Raw genomic sequence first — 16,139 nt, 5'->3', positions numbered from 1 at the left:
GGCCCCAGGATGGGGCAGGACGTGTTATTACTACACCTTAGGTGTGACATTAACATGACACTTTAAGTGTGACAATACCTTGGCCTGTCGGTAACGCCTTGCGTTTCAGGCGTTGGAAAATGGCTTGACCGACCGCGTCGACGCATGCAGTACCAGTATCTGTGGCTGAGGTGTTTTCACTCTCAGAATGTAAACTCCTCGCCCAATCCTCTAAGCGTGCAATCCCATGAGCTATTCCCCGACCGGACAAATCGCCCATCGCTTCCTCAGAACGGCTCACGGAGACGTTGTGTCTACCAACGAGCGCTGGGTCCTTCGCCAGATATGGCTGCACCCCGGAATCTCACGCTCCGAAATCACTTCCCGCAGCGACCTCGCCCAGCAATCCATCCATCGCATCCTCGATCATCTTGGCGAGCGCGGGGTGATAAGCTTTGGTGAGCCAAAGAGCGGGCTTGGCCGTGGTCAACCGAGCCCGATGCTGTCGCTGAACGGCAGCCATGCCTATTCGTGCGGCATCTCGGTGAATACCGATGTCATGGGCATCTGCCTGATGAATCTGGCGGGTGAGGTCCTCGGCGAAGCCAGCCTGCCGTTGCTTGGCCAGAAAATCGAAGACGCGTTGGCGGAAGCTGAGGAAAAGATTGCGAAGCTCCGACAAGCCCTCAGTCTGGACCCGGAAAGCTGCTTCGGCTTAGGACTAGGTATCGCCGGATACTATGTCGGTGGAACACGATACAACGCCTCTCTGCCACTTCATGAATGGTCGCTGGTCGAACTCGGACCGTTGATGTCGAATTTCTTCGGCAAGCCGGCCTGGGTGCACAACGGGGGGAGTACAGGCGCCGTCGCTGAAGCGTTGTTTGGCGTCGGCCGCTATATCAGGCATTTCGCCTACCTTTCCTTCAACTACGGTTTCGGCGGCGGCATGATCAGCGACGGCGAGCTTCTTGTCGGCGGAAATGGCAACGCCGGCGAGTACGGCCCGATTTTCCGGGGCAATGTCCCGCGACCAGCCCTGCAATTCCTGATCGAACGCCTGCGCGCCAATGGCATTGAAATACAATCGATCACGCAGCTGCAGCGACAATTCAATCCCGACTGGCCGGGTGTTGCAGACTGGGTCGAGGAGACTGCGCCATACTACAATCGTCTGATCGATGCCATCATCGGGGTGTTCGACCCGCAGGCGATCGTCTTCGGCGGCCAGGTGCCGCCCGCTCTTGCTCAGATGCTCATCGCGCGAAGCGATGCCCCAGAACCCGCCCGATACGGGGTTCCGCGCCCCGCCGCCAAGCTGATCGTTTCGGAGATCAACGGAGATGCCCAGGCGCTCGGCGCCGCCGCTCTGCCGTTCAAATCCGAATTCTTCTAGTGGCTCCGAGGCTCACGATGATGCTCGCGTCGGAATTCGTCGCATTTGGAAGCCGGTCTTGTTCTGCTCGAAGCCAACATCGTGATAAAACTTCAAGGTGGCTGGCCGCTTCGAACCGGTAAGGAGCATCACTTTGTAGCATCCAGCCTGCCAAGCTGTCTCAATTGCTTGGAGGAGAACCGCTTTGCCGTATCCCTGCCTTCTGTGATTCTCACGGGTCACGACGTTTTCAATCAGAGCATATGAAGCTCCACCGCGTGTGAGGTTAGGAATCACTATCAGCGTGCAGGTCGTCACGACGGTGTCGTCAAGACACCCCACGAATATATCGCTTCCAAGGTAATCTTTTAGCCGCTTCCATCTGTTTTGTGCTTCGGCAAGTGAAATCTCTTTGTCCTTCGGATCTAGATCACGATAGAGTTGCAGAAGTTGCGGAATATCATCGTGATCAGCGATCCTTACTATCACAACGGACTCCCTTCCATCTTGGTTTCGTGACATCGGCAGTGATACGTCGGCGCTTGGTACAACCGCAGTGCCGTTCAAGTCCGAATTCTTCCAAGGCCCTTCTTCTGCGCAGCTAGCCTGCGCAAAATCAACCGCATCCGATCCTGCCGGCTGTCCGGAATCGGCGAATGATGCGCCGCGTGCGCTGATGACTAGCGCCTTCCGCTTTGGTGTGGTCGTCGAGCCGCACATTTGGATCGATTGGCCAAGTATAGTCGTGAGGTGCACCTATCCTTGGGATTACCCCGCGTACCGCAAGTTCAGGATGCAGCTAGCGGCAATTAGACCTTCCATTTCAATCGACTTATTCCCCATGCGCATTAGAATAATTGCTGCATTCCTAAGCACTTGATAGCGTTACCTGCCTCTCTATGTGCGAGCATATTCCCCATAGGAATAGGTCGCGCAAAAAACTGAATTGGCCATGGGCGAGATCGCTGGGATAGCCTCCATTCAACAACAAAAAGGGGAATGACATGAGGAATGCATCCAACAAATCAATTTCGAAACGCACGCTCAGGGTGTCTGTCGCCGCCGCGCTGTTGATGGCTACAACGTCGTTGTTCGGCCCGGCATTCGCGCAGGCCCCAGAAAAGCCGGCCTCGTTGACGCTCAATGGATTCTCGGGTGTGTGGGAGGCTTGCGTCAAAAAATCGTTGGTGCCTGCGTTCGAAAACGGCACCGGGATCAAGCTCAATCTCGTCACCACACAGCCGCCGGTTGCCAAGTTGCAGGCTCAAGGTGACGCACCCGAGATTGATGTTTTGGTTGCCGGTCAGTCGGACATGCGCGCTGCCCACGAACTCGGCGTTCTTGCTGACATCGATCCGTCTTTGCTCTCCAATCTGCCCGATCTCTACAAGCCTCTGACCGCTATTGGCACCGATGGCGACAAGCGCTATTCGGTTGTCTTCACCTACAACCCGACCGGGCTTGTCTACAATGCCGACAAGTGGAAGAAACCTCCGACGTCCTGGTTTGATCTGGCCTCGGCTGATACGCCAGGCGTTGTGAACGTCCGCGTACCTGACAGCCAGAATACCGTGGCTTGGCTTGCCATCATGGCCAAGACACTGAACGGTGCATGGCCTGAGAAGCTGTCCGACTATGATGCGGTGCTGGACCACGTGCGCGAGCATCTCAAGCCGAAGCTCGGAGCGGTGCTGGCCAGTTCGGGCGCCATGCAGTCCTCGTTCGTCGACGATCCCAGAAGTTCTTTGACGGTCGGGCCGTTGAACGTTTCCATCGCCATGGCCGAGAAATCTGGCCTGAACATCAAGTGGGCGGCGCCGAAGGAGGGGGCCTACCTGATCACGTCAGAAGCCGGGGTAACCAGGACCCCTAGTAACTACTGGTCGCACGTGCTCATCAACTACATGTTGGACGCTGACGTGCAGAAGTCCTTCGCTGAATGCGGCTACTACAGCCCCGCCAATGCCACGACAGTGCTCGACCCGAAGTTTGATCGCCGAGTCATTCAAGGCGAGGACAACGTGGCAAAAATTATGCAGATTCCTTGGGAAAAGATCACTCCAATCGCGGCGGAACTCGGCCAGGCGTTTCTCAGCGCCGTCGAGAACTAAGCGGGTAAGCTAGGCGATCCCACGCCCGCATCCCGCGGGGCGTGGGGTCGTGCGGACAGCGAGGCGTGACATGTCTGAACCACAGGTTGAAGTAAAAGGCGTTACGTTCAAGTACGAAGGGTCCATTCGCGGCGGAATCGATAATCTAAACCTGGAGATCGCAAAGGGAGAGTTCGTTTCGTTGCTGGGCCGAAGCGGCTGCGGCAAGACGACAACGCTCAAGATCGTGGCCGGGCTTCTCAATCCCAGCCAGGGCGATGTCCGAATACGCGGGGCGAACGTGACGCGATTGGGACCGGAAAAACGGAACATCTCGATGGTGTTCCAGAACTATGCCCTTTTTCCTCATATCGACGTGTTCGACAACATAGCCTTTGGCTTGAGGATGAAACGCGAACTGCCTCGCGCGGAGCAGGTCGCGAAGGTCGAGGCGGTGCTCGATCTGATCGGCCTGCAGGACTTCAAGAACAAACGTCCCAAGGAATTGAGTGGCGGTCAGCAGCAACGCGTCGGCCTTGCGCGGGCCATCGTGACGGAACCCGACGTCATGCTGCTTGATGAACCGCTCTCCAATCTCGATGCACAATTGCGTGAAAGCATGTGCGTGGAACTGATGAACCTCCAGCGTCGATTACAGCTCTCGGTCCTATACGTGACCCATGATCGGTCGGAGGCACTCTCGATGTCCGACAGGATTGCCGTCATGGACGGAGGTCGCATCGTTCAGATCGATTCCCCAACCCAACTCTATCGCGCTCCGGAATATGCCATCACGGCCAAGACGCTCGGAGAAGCCAATATCTGGAGGCTGGCTGATCTGCCCGAGACTCTCGTTGCCGACATTCGTGCGCATCAGCCGGGTCTGTCCATCGAGTCGGACGCCAGCATCATGATCCGCCCCGAAGACATTTCGATCGTGGGAGCAACGCCACCAGGACGCGATCTGCGGTTGAAGGCGGAGATTGCGTCGGTCGTCTACCGGGGCGATCAATATCGCCTGCTGCTTTCCATCCCGGAGCTGAGCCAACAAGCCCTGTGCACCATTCGCGCCAGCGATGACGCATCGCCGGTCGTTGGCCCCGGGACAGAGATCTTCATCGATTACCGCAAAATCCGCATCGTCCGCAGGAGCTCGAGCGGGGTGGAGCCATCATGAAAAGCAGAGCCAATTTGCTTGCAGCGCCCGCCCTGCCGCTCATCGCATTGTTCTGCGTGAGCATTGGCTGGGTGGCCTTCGTCAGCTTCTCATCGGGCACGCCGAGGCTGCTCTACTCGCTCCCGCTCACGGCACAGAATTTCGCTGCCTTGTTCAGCAAGGCCTTCATCTCGAAATCGATTGTCCGCAGCATCTATCTCGGCATCACAGCCACGCTGATAGCCGTCACGATCGGATACATCGTGGCAGGGCATGTTTCTCGCCATGAGAAGCGCAAGGACCTGATCGTTTCGGGAATCTTTGCCGTCTACATGGTCAGCTTCGTGATCAAGGTCTACGCGCTGCAGATCATTCTGGCGCCTGGCGGGCCGCTCAATCAGGGGCTGATGGCGTCGGGGCTGATTGCCAACCCGATCATCTTCATGGGCACCGAACCGGCGGTTCTCATCGGTCTCGTGTACGCGTCCCTGCCGATTTCAATCCTGGTCTTGTTGGCGCAGTTCGAACAGATGCCGGATTACTATGACGATGCCGCGGCTTGCTTCGGTGCAGACAGGTGGCAGCGGTTCTGGCATGTCCACCTTCCCCTATCGATGCCTGGAATCCTGACCAGCATCGTCTTCTCGCTGCCGGCAAGCATTGCCGCATTCGAGGTGCCGGTGCTGCTTGGCCGCGGCCGGGTCAACATGATTTCGACGCAGATCTATCAGTCCTCATCGGGGACCGCTGGCGCCGACTGGCCAATGGCGGCGACGCTCTCGATCCTGCTTCTTCTGATAAGCGGCGGCATCATTCTGGCGATCCAGTCCTGGCTGGCTCGGCGTCAGGTGGTCTAGGAGGCTTACCGATGACAAAAATCGCATGCAGGATACTCACCTATCTGATCCTCGTCTTCATTTGTCTGCCGCTGATCTTGCTTGTTCTCGCCTCGATCAACGACAACGACGTGCCATACCCGATTACGGGCTTCAGCCTGCGCTGGTTCAACGAAGCGTTGTCTCGTCCCGACTATCTCATGGCTGCGTTGCGATCGATGTCGATCAGCGTCGCGGTCACGATCCTCGCTGGCGTTCTGGCAATTCTGCTGGCGGTCGCCGTGATCCGAGGCCGGGGACGCTGGCTGAAGGCGGTAAATTTCCTGGCCATTTCGCCCATTTTCGTTCCAACCAGTGTCCTGGCGTTTGCGATGCTGGTCATGGCTGCCGCGATGGGCTTGATCGGCTCCGTCGCGATACTGCTCCTTGCCTATCTGGTTGTCGCTTTTCCGCTGATGTATCGGGCGCTGGTCGGGGCATTGCAGCACGTCAACACCGACGTCGAGGACGCAGCCCGAGTGTTCGGCATGTCGCGCACCAGGGCTTTCACGGCAACCACGTTGCGGGCGGTCAGCCGGGGGGCGACCGTGGCAGCCATCATGGCGGTCGTCGCCGTCTTCAACGATGCGGTCATTGGAACCTTCCTGGGCAGCGTCAAGAACCAGACCTTCGCCATGATGCTGTTTGCCTACATGGCCAATGAGTATGACTCTGTCGCCGCGGCCTATGGCGTGCTCATGCTTCTGGCGGCCATCCCCTTCATCATACTCGTGAACCGAGTCATGGGCGTCCAGCGGTTCAAAGCCATGTAGACGCGCGCCTTATTACCAACCCTTCAACAACAAACGGAGCAAAGCCATGCCGTCTGGCAATGGAATAAGTTTTCACGTCCCGAGATACGACTTCACCGTCAGGGCCCGATGGCTCGAACGCAATGCTCGCTTGATCGAGGTCATCCGTTCGGCGCTGCCCACGCGCTGCCTCTATTCGCATGTGGTGGTGTCCGGGCAGACCATCGGCGCGGTGACACGCATTCGCTACGATGGCCCTGGCGTGATGGTCCCCCGCGTCTTCGGCTCGGTGTTCTTCTACCAGCCGAGCCAGAAGATAAATCTCTGCTACGGCGAGATCACGGAAAGCGCCACCGTGAACCAGTTTGCCGAAGTCATCGCCGAAGACCTGGACGCCCTGCGCGATCTCGGCAGTGGGGTCTGGGCCGACACCGTGGTCAATCCCGTTCGGCATGTTGTTGAAGTCGGCATTCAGGAGTGGTGAACATGAAAAACGTACAGGTATCCGACTGGCGCGACGTTGTCGCCGAGATCGAAAGCAACATCGACCGTATCTGGCTCGAAGAACCTCCCGAGCTGCGCAAAGTGGTCGCCGGGGTGATCGACAGTGGCGCCGGCTCAGGAAAGCAGGTGTTCAGCGTGCTGGTTCACCTCGAGGCTTACCTGATGATCGTCAGCCAGGACATCGTCTTCCGATTCCAGAAATCGTCGCTTCACCAGAACATCGAGCTCGAGCAACTGGTCACGGTCACGCGCGAGTTTCTGTTCGGGACCTTCCATATTTTCGAGTTCATGGAGGATCTCGGGCTTACGGGCATGCATGAGCTTGGCGAGAAGTACAACAAGGCTCTCGATTTCGTTCGGACCAAGGAAGAATATCGCGATCTCACTGGCTCGATGCATACCTACATCATCAAGCTTCACCAGTGGATCCACCTCATGTTTCCCTGGAAGCTCGGCGTGGTGTTCCCACACCGCTCGGCCGCCGAAGTGAAGAGCCTTGCCGGCATCGTGTAACCGTTGTGCTGTCAGGGGCCGCTTTTCTGGCTCAGCCGGTTCAGCTGTCCCTGACAGAGTTTTGTGGCGAGCGTTCGGCCATCGACTTTCGACTCGCGTCAAAGGATTCGAGGCACGCTGCTGCCGTCGCCTTGGCTGCCTCCACGAAATCGTCGATACGCGCCGAGTTACCAATCGTCGAGCTAACGATAATTTTGTAGTCCCAGAATATCTCGGGAATGAAGGACCGAACCTCAACCTTGGTACTCGAGTCAATCATGGCGAACGGATGAACGACTGAAATACCCATGCCGTGCCCGACCAATTCTACCAATGTGGGCGTCGTCGTGACGATCGCTTTCGGGTACAGTTTCATGCCGCTGTCCCGGACGACGCCGTCTATTGCCGATTGCAGCGGGCTGTCGCTCTCAAACGCCACATAATCATACACTGCCAAATCTGACGGTTCGACATGAGTCTTGGATGTCAGGGGGTGACCGACCGGCATAATGCAAAACATCGGACTTTTCGCTATATTGATCCCCGGTCCGTATATTTGTTCACCAACGATCGCCACGTCGAGGCGCCCGGATGTGATCCAATTTTTGAGTATCGCTGAGTCTTTCACGGCAATGTAGAGGGCAAGATCCTTATGTTCCGTCTTCATGTGCGCAAGGACTTCGCTGATAAAGCGAGACCTTAGGACCGCGGGAAGGCCGATCCGTAGGCGCCGTCTGGCATTTCTCGAAAACGATTCAAGCAAGCGATCTACACTACTGGCTTGGTCGAACAGGACATGCACCTCTTCAAACATCGAAGTCGCCGTGGGAGTGGGGATGATGCCGCGTCCCTCGCGCACAAAGAGCTTCGCACCGATCGTGGCTTCTAGCGCCTGTATGTGTTTGCTGATGGACGGTTGTGACAAATTCAGAAGCCGCGCCGCCGCCGTCATGGAACCAGTTTTCATAACGGCTTGGAAGACCTCGATCTGATACCATTTCATGAAGTTCATTTGCGGTGTCCCATGTCGGTCCGCAAATGATCGTTGCGGCCTATGCGCTTCCTTCTCGTATGAGCACTATCTTCGCCAGTCTACCTGCAAGTTACCGGCCCAGACGTGGGAGGGCCCACCTTGGCACATGGCGTCACGTACGATCAGATCGACGATTTCTTGGAAAACAAGAAAATCGACAAGGCGCCGCGCACGGGTGTTCTCAAATCGCCACGATCAGTGAATATCGATAGCGGCGGTTGCGTGTCACTGCCACCAGACAATGCGACATCGCGCGAATACACATCAAGGCTGCGGATTGAAAGGCTGCGGATTGGCCAACAAAAACGCCATAGTAATTGGTAAAAAAGCACGGCGTCAAATCACGTGTGCTTGAAAACCTTGGTGATACCGACAGTAATCGAACCTGACCTACAAATTAGGAAGCAGGCGGCATCAGAAGTATCGGCCGGCGACGTCATATATACGAAGAACACAATCAGAGGTCGGATCGTGTCACCAGCAGATACTGCGACAGGATGCTGATCTTCGCGGGCTTTTCATTCCCAAAAGAATTATTTTCCAAGTTTGGCGCGATATCCGAAGCTTGGCAATTATGGTCCACATCTGAACCTCCTCAGATATCTGACGTGACAACTTTGCGGCGTCGACCCGAATTATCGCATCTTTCTACTATGAGGCTAGCGAGGACAACCGGTGAGATCCCCCGACGGACTTCGAAACGGCTCATGATTATGCTCCCAGCACCGGCAGTATGTCGGATCCGATGGCGGAAACCAGGGCGCCGGATGCGACGAGCATGCTTGCGGCCTTGAGGTCGAGCGCCATATAGCGATCCTCTTCCAACTCAGGAATATCCTTGCGCACAATAGCGGCAGCCTTCAACAGGGCCGGGCTGGTCTTGAGCGGCCCTCGCAGCTCAACGCCCTGAACCGCAGAAAGCGCTTCGATGCCGAGGATACCGAAGAGATTATCCGTCATCGCCAGCAGGCGGCGGGCGCCGTGGCAAGCCATCGAAACGTGATCCTCCTGGTTGGCCGAAGTCGGTGTCGAATCCACCGAGGCGGGATGCGACATTTGCTTGTTCTCGCTCATGAGCGCGGCGGAAGTTACTTCGGCGATCATCAGGCCCGAATTCAGCCCTGGCTTTTTGGCGAGGAAGGCAGGCAGTCCGTAAGATAGCGCCGGATCGACCAGAAGCGCGATACGCCGTTGCGCAATAGAGCCGATTTCACAGACCGCAAGTGCGATCTGATCGGCAGCGAAAGCCACCGGCTCAGCATGGAAATTGCCACCCGAAACGACAGTGTTATCCGAGAGAATAAGTGGGTTATCCGTGACCGCATTCGCCTCGATCTCGAGCGTGCGAGCGACTGAACTCAAGAGATCGAGGCAGGCGCCATCAACCTGCGGCTGGCAGCGGATACAATACGGGTCTTGGACGCGCTCGTCGCCCTCGATGTGGCTGTTACGGATCTCCGATCCTTCGAGTAGCTTGCGCAAAGCGGCAGCCGCGTCAATCTGGCCTTTGTGACCACGCAAAGTGTGGATCTCAGCATGGAACGGAGCAGTAGATCCCATTGCTGCGTCGGTGGAAAGCGCTCCGGTCACCAACGCGGTCTGTGCAGCGCGATGCGCCCGGAAAAGACCCGCCAGGGCCAGAGCAGTCGATGCCTGCGTGCCGTTGATCAGCGCCAAACCTTCCTTGGCAGCAAGCACCACCGGCTTGAGCCCGGTCTTTGACAGCGCGTCGCCTGCGGGCATCAGAGCGCCGTTGAAGATTGCGTCGCCTTCGCCGATCATCGCGGCCGTCATGTGAGCGAGCGGTGCAAGGTCACCTGACGCGCCGACGGAACCCTTTTCTGGGATGTTTGGGATGACGCCCTTATCGAGCATTCCTTCTATGAGTCGCACCAGTTCAAGGCGAACACCGGAGGCGCCGCGTCCAAGGGAGATCAGCTTCAACGCCATGATCAGGCGCACAACGTTTTCCGGCAACGAGCTCCCCATGCCGCAGCAATGCGAAAGAATGAGGTTACGCTGCAAGGTCGCAAGATCTGCACTGTCGATCTTGATGGAGGCGAGCTTGCCGAAACCAGTATTGATGCCGTAAACCGGGGTATTGCCGCCGGCAATCTCGGCAATACGCGCTGCCGCCCGTTCGATCCCGGCATCAAAGGATCGATCGAGTTTGGCGGAACCATTGTTCCAATAAATCTCTGCGAGATCGGCCAGCGGAACGCGGCCGGGATGAAGGATGATTGTCATGCGGATACCTTTTGGCCTCTGAAAATACGGGGGATGCGGTGGATCAAAGCCGACAGGCTCGTGGCGGCCATAAATGCGGCAACACTCTTATGGCAGACGGATCGCGGGATCATTGGATCGACCAACAGATCAAGCCCCTCATAAGGATGGGTTTCCCGGCGCCTTGTCGGTCACAAAAATGAGCGGCACATCATTCAACCACGACGAACCGCCCATTTTCCTGTAGCAGCAGTGGGTTCACCCCGTGGGGAGGGTGGTGAACCCAAGTCCAGGTTAGGTTTGTCGAACCATTACGGGTTCGGCAGATCCGCGATGGCCCAGCTGTTATTGTGGTGTCAGATCTACCCCAAAGACCGGGACTGATAGTTTCTTGATGGTCCCGTCCTTCTTGGCTTCGGCGATTGCCTTGTCGAACAGGGCCTTAAGGTTGGTATCTTCCTTGCGCACGCCGACGCCGACGCCCTTCCCGAGAAGGCCACCTTGAAAACACGGACCGACAACTTTTACAGATTCATTGCCCGGCTTCTTCACGAGGTCGACGAGCTGGTCCTTTGTGCCGATAATCACGTCAAGCCGGCCAGCTGCCAGGTCGAGGTCACGCGCTTCGGGAGTTTTGTACTGCCGCATCAAAGTGCTGCCCTTGAGATAGGTATCGACAAATGCGACCGAACCGCCCCCTGCCAGCGTTCCAATCGTCTTGTCTGTGAAGGCAGCTTTGAGAAGGTCGAGTGCGCTCTTTGTCGCCGGCTCATTGTCCAAGGAAATGATGCTATCGTCAGGCTTGAGCTTGCTTTCGATGTCGCTGTTGGAAGTCGCGAATGTGTAGCAGAGCGATCCATATGGAGCAGAGAAACCGATCACCTCTTCGCGCTTCGGCGTGATGGTGAGCGAATCCATAATTGCATCGAACTTTCCAGCGTTGAGCGCGGGTATCATACTGTCGAATGATTGCGCGGTGAACGTGCATTTGACCTTCATTCGGCTGCAGAGGTCATTTGCTAGATCGATCTCGAAACCAGCAATTGTGCCATCCGGCTTCGTATAGTTCCAAGGTTGATACCCGCCTTCGGTGGCGATAAGAACCTCGGTGATTTTCTTGTCTTTGGCAAAGGCAGGGTACGCGGCTACAAGTACAACCAGTACGACTGCAAGTCTTGTGGTGTATTTCATGGTATGTTCCCCTTCTTCATATTGCATACTTCGTTTTATTGCGCTTCCCGTCCCAAAAATTGCTCAAAGTGGGGCGAGTTGCTCCTTGTAAAGACGTCTTCTGGTGGGCCGTCGGCTTCGACTTCACCCTTGTGGAGAAAGATGACTCGGCTGGAGACGTCGCGGGCGAAGCTCATTTCGTGGGTTACGACCAACATCGTGCGACCCTCTTCGGCGAGAGAGCGCATGACACGCAGCACCCCACCTACGAGTTCGGGATCGAGAGCCGATGTCGGCTCGTCGAAAAGCAGGAGACTGGGGTGCATGGCGAGCGCGCGAGCGATCGCGGCCCGCTGCTGCTGACCACCGGAGAGGTGAGCGGGATATTGCCGGGCCTTATCGACGATACCGACCTTGGCCAGCAGCTCAAGCGCCTCGGCGACACACTCTGGGCGATTGCGGCGCTGTACATGCACCGGGGCCTCGATAACATTCTCCAAGACCGTCATGTGGGGCCACAGATTGAAGCTCTGAAACACCATGCCGATGCGCGAGCGCAGCCGGTCGATCTGGGCTGTGTCGACGACCCGCGCAGCACCCCGGCGTGGAGCCCCGAACTTCACCGCCTCGCCAGCGACCCAAACGTCGCCCTCGGTCGGGACCTCAAGCATGTTGATGCATCTAAGCAACGTGGACTTGCCCGACCCGGATGAACCCAGCAGCGAGACGACCTCACCCTCTTTGGCTTCCAGATTGATGCCGCGTAGCACTTCGAGGGCGCCAAACCGCTTATGGATGTTGTGCAGGCGAACGGCAGTAGTCATGTCGGGAACCCGCCTGGCTTTGTTGCTGCCAGGCCCGGGCCATGGTCCGCGGGACGCAGGTGCGGCGTTAGGCGGTACTCGAGGGCCTTTACCGCCCGTGTCAGCAAAGTGTTGATGATAAGATAGATTGCACCGGCAGCCACGAAGACCGCGATCGGCTGGTAGGTCGTGGACGCGATCGAAGCAGCGATGCCCGTGACGTCCATCAATGTGACCAGTGAGGCCAGCGAGGTCGCCTTCACCATGGCCACCATCTCGTTGCTGTAGGCGGGCAGTGCCTGGCGCACGGCGATCGGGATGACGATCCTGCGCAGTAGCAGCGTTCCCGACATGCCGCAGGCACGCGCTGCCTCGACCTCGCCGCTTCCGACCGAGAGCAATCCGCCGCGGATGATCTCTGACGCGAAGGCGGACGCGTTAATGACAAGCGCGATGACGGCGCACCAGTACGGTTCGCGCAGGATCGGCCACAGCATGCTCGAGCGGACCGTCGCGAACTGTCCAAGCCCGTAGTAGACGAGGAAGAGCAGGACCAGCAGTGGCGTGCTGCGAACCACCTGGACGTAGATCCAGGCGGTCGAGTAGAGGATAGCGTGACGCGACAGTCGCATCGTTGCGACGACGAAGCCCAGGACGAAACCGCCGCAGATCGCGAGCACGGACAGTTCGAGGGTTAGTGGAACGCCGCCCAAGAGGTCAAGGAAGCTCTGGCCGATGAGTTGTAGATCCATCACGCCCTCACGACGCCGCGCGAGAAGCGCCGCTCGGCTGCTTGGAAGAACAGACCCGAGGTGACGGTGATCGTGATGTAGATCGCCGCCGCGCCAAGATAGAAATTGAAGGGAAGGCGGGTCGAACCGGCCGCGACCTCGGTCTGGCGCATGAGTTCCGCGACCCCGGTGGCCGACAGCAGCGAGGAGCCTTTGAGAAGCCCGATCCAGACGTTGCCGAAGCCCGGCAAGGCATGGCGCATGGTGAGGGGGGCGACGATCCGCCGGAAGCGCAGCATGCGGCCCATGCCACAAGCCTTTGCGGCCTCGATCTCGCCAGGCTTGACGGCCAGGAATGCCCCGCGGAAGACCTCAACCATCTGCGCGCCCTCGACAACGCCGATGGCCAGGACGCCGGCGGCGAAGCCGGGCAGGGCGAGGAAGCCGTCATAGTTGAACAACCCCGCGACGCCGCTGAGCACGGAGCTGCTGCCGAAATAGAGCAGGAAGATGACCAGAAGTTCGGGTACGCCGCGAAGCACCGTGGTGTAGGCCTCGGCCACGACGCGTGCGGACCGCCCACCCATCAGCTTGGCGTTTGCCCCGAGCGCGCCGAGGAGGGCGGCCAGGACCAGGCCGCAAAGCGCGGCGGCAAGGGTAGTGGCGGTACCCGCCAGGAGGATGGAGCCCCATCCTCCTGGGCCGAAACCAAACAGAGATAAGCTATCGGTCAATTCAACCACCTGCCATCATGTTCAGACGAAGGTTCTGCCGAGCTCGCTGAGCACCGCCGCTGCCGGATTTAGGTCGCGGCCTTTCAGTTGACGACGCTGATGTCGACAAAGATCGGCCGACCCGGTCCCTTCCTGAAGAACTCGGCGACGGTAGTGCCGGCCTTGGCGACATCGTCCATGTCCTTCTGGTCGATCCGGCCGAACGTGTTGACATCACCCGGCTCGGAGAACCCGCCATAGGGCACAATGCCTAGCTGGCCATTGGCGTAGATGTACATGTTGCCACGCGTGCGGGGTTGCGGGTTCTCGAAGGTCGTGCAGACGACCGGCAGCGCAAAGCCGATGTTGTCACCCGAGATGACCGAATGCCAACTGATCGACCGCAGTGGCAAGCAGTCGACCACCGCCTGGCACAGCTTCGGCGCCTTGTCCCAAAGCAGCTGGATGTGGGCCTTGCACCCCAGCTCTTTCCATTCAATGAGCAATGTCTTGGCCATTGACGCGATACTCCTTTATCTCAATTTCAGTTAGCCGACGAGCCGCCGCAGGGTCTTGACGCGATCGGCGTCAACCTGTTCGAAAACCGCGCCCAGCGACCATGGGAAGTAGACGTGGAGCCACCAGTGAAGAATGTTCTGGTAGGTGAAATAGGCGCCCAGGAGCGCCTTGAAGTCCTCGCGGCTTTTGACGCCGTCGAGCACTGCCACGATCTCTTCGGCGAATGACTCGGCCTTGGGGGCCAGCACGTAGCCGACAAACATCGGCGCCCTGAAGCCTACGACGAAATGCTCCCGGGTCAGCTCCTTGAGCGCCTCGAGCGGAACCTTGTCGTTGTCGGCGCCCTTGACGAGGCCGTAGACGACGTGTTCACCGAGAGCCAAGGTGTAGGTGAGCGCAAAAACCATGGTGGAAAAGTATTGACCAAAAGAACCGGCTTTGCCGTGACAGACACCCATCCTGAGACGTGTAATGTCGTCGCTTTCGACGGACCAAATTCTTTTGACTTCTGAGTCAATGTTGTTGCGGACGTCTGTCCATTGCATGGCTACGCTCCTCAGGACCAATTGCTTATGCCGCACAGCTGAATGTGACGTGCATCTGGCTCAAAGTTAATGGCTGGCGCCATCCATTGTCCAAGACTTTTGAAGACTGTTATCTATCGCAAAAACGAATTGATCAGAGGCGACCGCTAAGGTAGGAATTACGCCGGATGTTGACGGTCTTCAGGCGCCCGCCGGTCCCGCGCGCGCCGTCTTAAACGGACGGTGTCGGCGCCGGGATGGATCACTGACATGTAGCGGTTACACCGGTCTAGCGGAGGCGACGTGGAACTCTTCCAGCTACGGTACTTTGTCGCGGTCGCCGAGCATCTGAGCTTCACGCGCGCGGCCAAGGCGCTGCATCTGTCGCAGCCACCCCTGTCGCAACAGATCAAGAGGCTTGAGGACGAACTCGGCGGTGACCTTTTCCAGCGTTCAAGCCGCATATGCCGGCTCACCGACCTCGGCGAGGCGTTCCTGCCCCGCGCCCGGAGCATCCTTCTGCAGACAGAGGACGCGGCCAAGGAAATCAGGGCGCGAACAGGCCTGGAGAAGGGGATGTTGCGCGTGGGCGCCTCGGGCGCACTCGCGTATCACCTCTTGCCGCTGCTCATTGTCGAGTACCGAGCCCTATATCCCAATATTGACCTGCACATTGTCGAACACCGAACGCCGCATCTGCTGGACAGCGCCGAGCGGCACGAGATCGACATCGCTTTGATCAGGCTGCCGCACGACCGCACCAAGCTCTCGATCACAGTGTTGCGCGAAGAGTCCCTGCTGGCCGTGCTGCCGAAATCGCACCCGCTGGCCGGTGAGACCTCGGTGAAGCTCAGGCAGTTGCGCGAAGAGCCGTTTATCCTCATCAGCAACCGTGGCGAGCCGTTTCACAACCTGGTCCTGCAACTGTGCGCCCGCGAGGCCTTCCTGCCGAACATTATCTGCTCGGGCACGGAGTATGCGACGGCCTGCCGCCTGGTGGGGCTCGGGGTCGGCGTCAGCATCCTGGCCGAGATGGGCAGCAAGCTCCACGTCGAGCCATCCCCGACCTTCATCCGCATCGACGACAGGGACGCCATCAGTCCGATAGGGCTGCTTAGCCGTCCGTTTGAAGAACTCTCTCAGCCGGCAAAAGCTTTCTTCACCCTGGCAACGACCCTCGGAAAGATACTTTAGGCG

At 58.1% G+C, this 16,139-nt stretch carries 17 protein-coding genes; 8 read left to right on the top strand and 9 right to left on the bottom strand.

From position 1 onward, the window contains the following. Nucleotides 1-226 precede the first annotated feature (226 nt). A complete protein-coding gene (locus ACSQ3L_RS28340) occupies nucleotides 227-1,375 on the top strand; it encodes an ROK family transcriptional regulator (protein WP_436162904.1) in 1,149 nt (382 codons plus the stop codon). A gap of 12 nt (nucleotides 1,376-1,387) precedes the next feature. Here ACSQ3L_RS28340 and ACSQ3L_RS28335 read toward each other — a convergent pair whose 3' ends face one another. Continuing rightward, entirely contained in the window at nucleotides 1,388-1,876 is a 489-nt protein-coding gene (locus tag ACSQ3L_RS28335) for a GNAT family N-acetyltransferase (RefSeq protein WP_436163552.1), read from the bottom strand. A gap of 482 nt (nucleotides 1,877-2,358) precedes the next feature. Here ACSQ3L_RS28335 and ACSQ3L_RS28330 point away from each other — a divergent pair, with 482 nt between their 5' ends. From ACSQ3L_RS28330 to ACSQ3L_RS28305, 6 genes are all read left to right on the top strand, one after another. Further along, the gene (locus ACSQ3L_RS28330) at nucleotides 2,359-3,465 is read left to right on the top strand and encodes an ABC transporter substrate-binding protein (RefSeq protein ID WP_436162903.1); all 1,107 of its coding nucleotides are present in this window, start codon (nucleotides 2,359-2,361) and stop codon (nucleotides 3,463-3,465) included. 70 nt (nucleotides 3,466-3,535) lie between these two features. Beyond that, nucleotides 3,536-4,621: an ABC transporter ATP-binding protein gene (locus tag ACSQ3L_RS28325; RefSeq protein WP_436162902.1), complete on the top strand. Its 1,086-nt coding sequence runs from the start codon at nucleotides 3,536-3,538 to the stop codon at nucleotides 4,619-4,621. Beyond that, nucleotides 4,618-5,457 (top strand): ABC transporter permease, encoded by an 840-nt coding sequence (locus ACSQ3L_RS28320; RefSeq protein ID WP_436162901.1) that lies wholly within the window; start codon nucleotides 4,618-4,620, stop codon nucleotides 5,455-5,457. Before ACSQ3L_RS28325 ends, ACSQ3L_RS28320 begins: the two co-directional genes overlap by 4 nt. 11 nt (nucleotides 5,458-5,468) lie before the next feature. After that, nucleotides 5,469-6,248 (top strand): ABC transporter permease, encoded by a 780-nt coding sequence (locus ACSQ3L_RS28315; RefSeq protein WP_436162900.1) that lies wholly within the window; start codon nucleotides 5,469-5,471, stop codon nucleotides 6,246-6,248. A 130-nt stretch (nucleotides 6,249-6,378) separates the two neighbouring features. Beyond that, nucleotides 6,379-6,711: a hypothetical protein gene (locus ACSQ3L_RS28310; protein ID WP_436162899.1), complete on the top strand. Its 333-nt coding sequence runs from the start codon at nucleotides 6,379-6,381 to the stop codon at nucleotides 6,709-6,711. A gap of 2 nt (nucleotides 6,712-6,713) precedes the next feature. Next, nucleotides 6,714-7,244, top strand: a complete 531-nt coding sequence (locus tag ACSQ3L_RS28305) for a hypothetical protein (RefSeq protein WP_436162898.1) — start codon at nucleotides 6,714-6,716, stop codon at nucleotides 7,242-7,244. Nucleotides 7,245-7,284: 40 nt separating this feature from the next. On the opposite strand, the gene ACSQ3L_RS28300 is transcribed toward ACSQ3L_RS28305, so the two are convergent. The 8 genes from ACSQ3L_RS28300 to ACSQ3L_RS28265 form a co-directional block, all read right to left on the bottom strand. Then, entirely contained in the window at nucleotides 7,285-8,235 is a 951-nt protein-coding gene (locus tag ACSQ3L_RS28300; protein ID WP_436162897.1) for a LysR family transcriptional regulator, read from the bottom strand. 732 nt (nucleotides 8,236-8,967) lie between these two features. Beyond that, complete coding sequence (hutH, locus tag ACSQ3L_RS28295) at nucleotides 8,968-10,503, bottom strand: histidine ammonia-lyase (protein WP_436162896.1); 1,536 nt, start codon at nucleotides 10,501-10,503, stop codon at nucleotides 8,968-8,970. A 324-nt stretch (nucleotides 10,504-10,827) separates the two neighbouring features. Then, a complete protein-coding gene (locus ACSQ3L_RS28290) occupies nucleotides 10,828-11,673 on the bottom strand; it encodes a transporter substrate-binding domain-containing protein (protein ID WP_436162895.1) in 846 nt (281 codons plus the stop codon). 35 nt (nucleotides 11,674-11,708) lie between these two features. Then, nucleotides 11,709-12,476: an ABC transporter ATP-binding protein gene (locus ACSQ3L_RS28285; RefSeq protein ID WP_436162894.1), complete on the bottom strand. Its 768-nt coding sequence runs from the start codon at nucleotides 12,474-12,476 to the stop codon at nucleotides 11,709-11,711. Continuing rightward, complete coding sequence (locus ACSQ3L_RS28280; protein ID WP_436162893.1) at nucleotides 12,473-13,207, bottom strand: ABC transporter permease; 735 nt, start codon at nucleotides 13,205-13,207, stop codon at nucleotides 12,473-12,475. Before ACSQ3L_RS28280 ends, ACSQ3L_RS28285 begins: the two co-directional genes overlap by 4 nt. After that, on the bottom strand, nucleotides 13,207-13,920 hold the full coding sequence (locus ACSQ3L_RS28275) for an ABC transporter permease (protein ID WP_436162892.1): 714 nt from the start codon (nucleotides 13,918-13,920) through the stop codon (nucleotides 13,207-13,209). The genes ACSQ3L_RS28280 and ACSQ3L_RS28275 overlap by 1 nt, the downstream gene beginning before the upstream one ends. A gap of 83 nt (nucleotides 13,921-14,003) precedes the next feature. Further along, entirely contained in the window at nucleotides 14,004-14,417 is a 414-nt protein-coding gene (locus ACSQ3L_RS28270; RefSeq protein ID WP_436162891.1) for a DUF3830 family protein, read from the bottom strand. A gap of 30 nt (nucleotides 14,418-14,447) precedes the next feature. Further along, a complete protein-coding gene (locus ACSQ3L_RS28265; RefSeq protein ID WP_436162890.1) occupies nucleotides 14,448-14,963 on the bottom strand; it encodes a hypothetical protein in 516 nt (171 codons plus the stop codon). Nucleotides 14,964-15,245: 282 nt separating this feature from the next. Between ACSQ3L_RS28265 and ACSQ3L_RS28260 the strand changes: the two genes are divergently transcribed. Then, complete coding sequence (locus ACSQ3L_RS28260) at nucleotides 15,246-16,136, top strand: LysR family transcriptional regulator (RefSeq protein ID WP_436162889.1); 891 nt, start codon at nucleotides 15,246-15,248, stop codon at nucleotides 16,134-16,136. Nucleotides 16,137-16,139: the final 3 nt, after the last annotated feature.

Origin of the sequence: Mesorhizobium sp. LjRoot246 (assembly GCF_964254115.1) — a bacterium.
Taxonomy (GTDB): Bacteria; Pseudomonadota; Alphaproteobacteria; order Rhizobiales; family Rhizobiaceae; genus Mesorhizobium.
The sequence above is the reverse complement of the archived record's forward strand: the minus strand, read 5'-3'. Positions and strand labels throughout refer to the sequence as shown.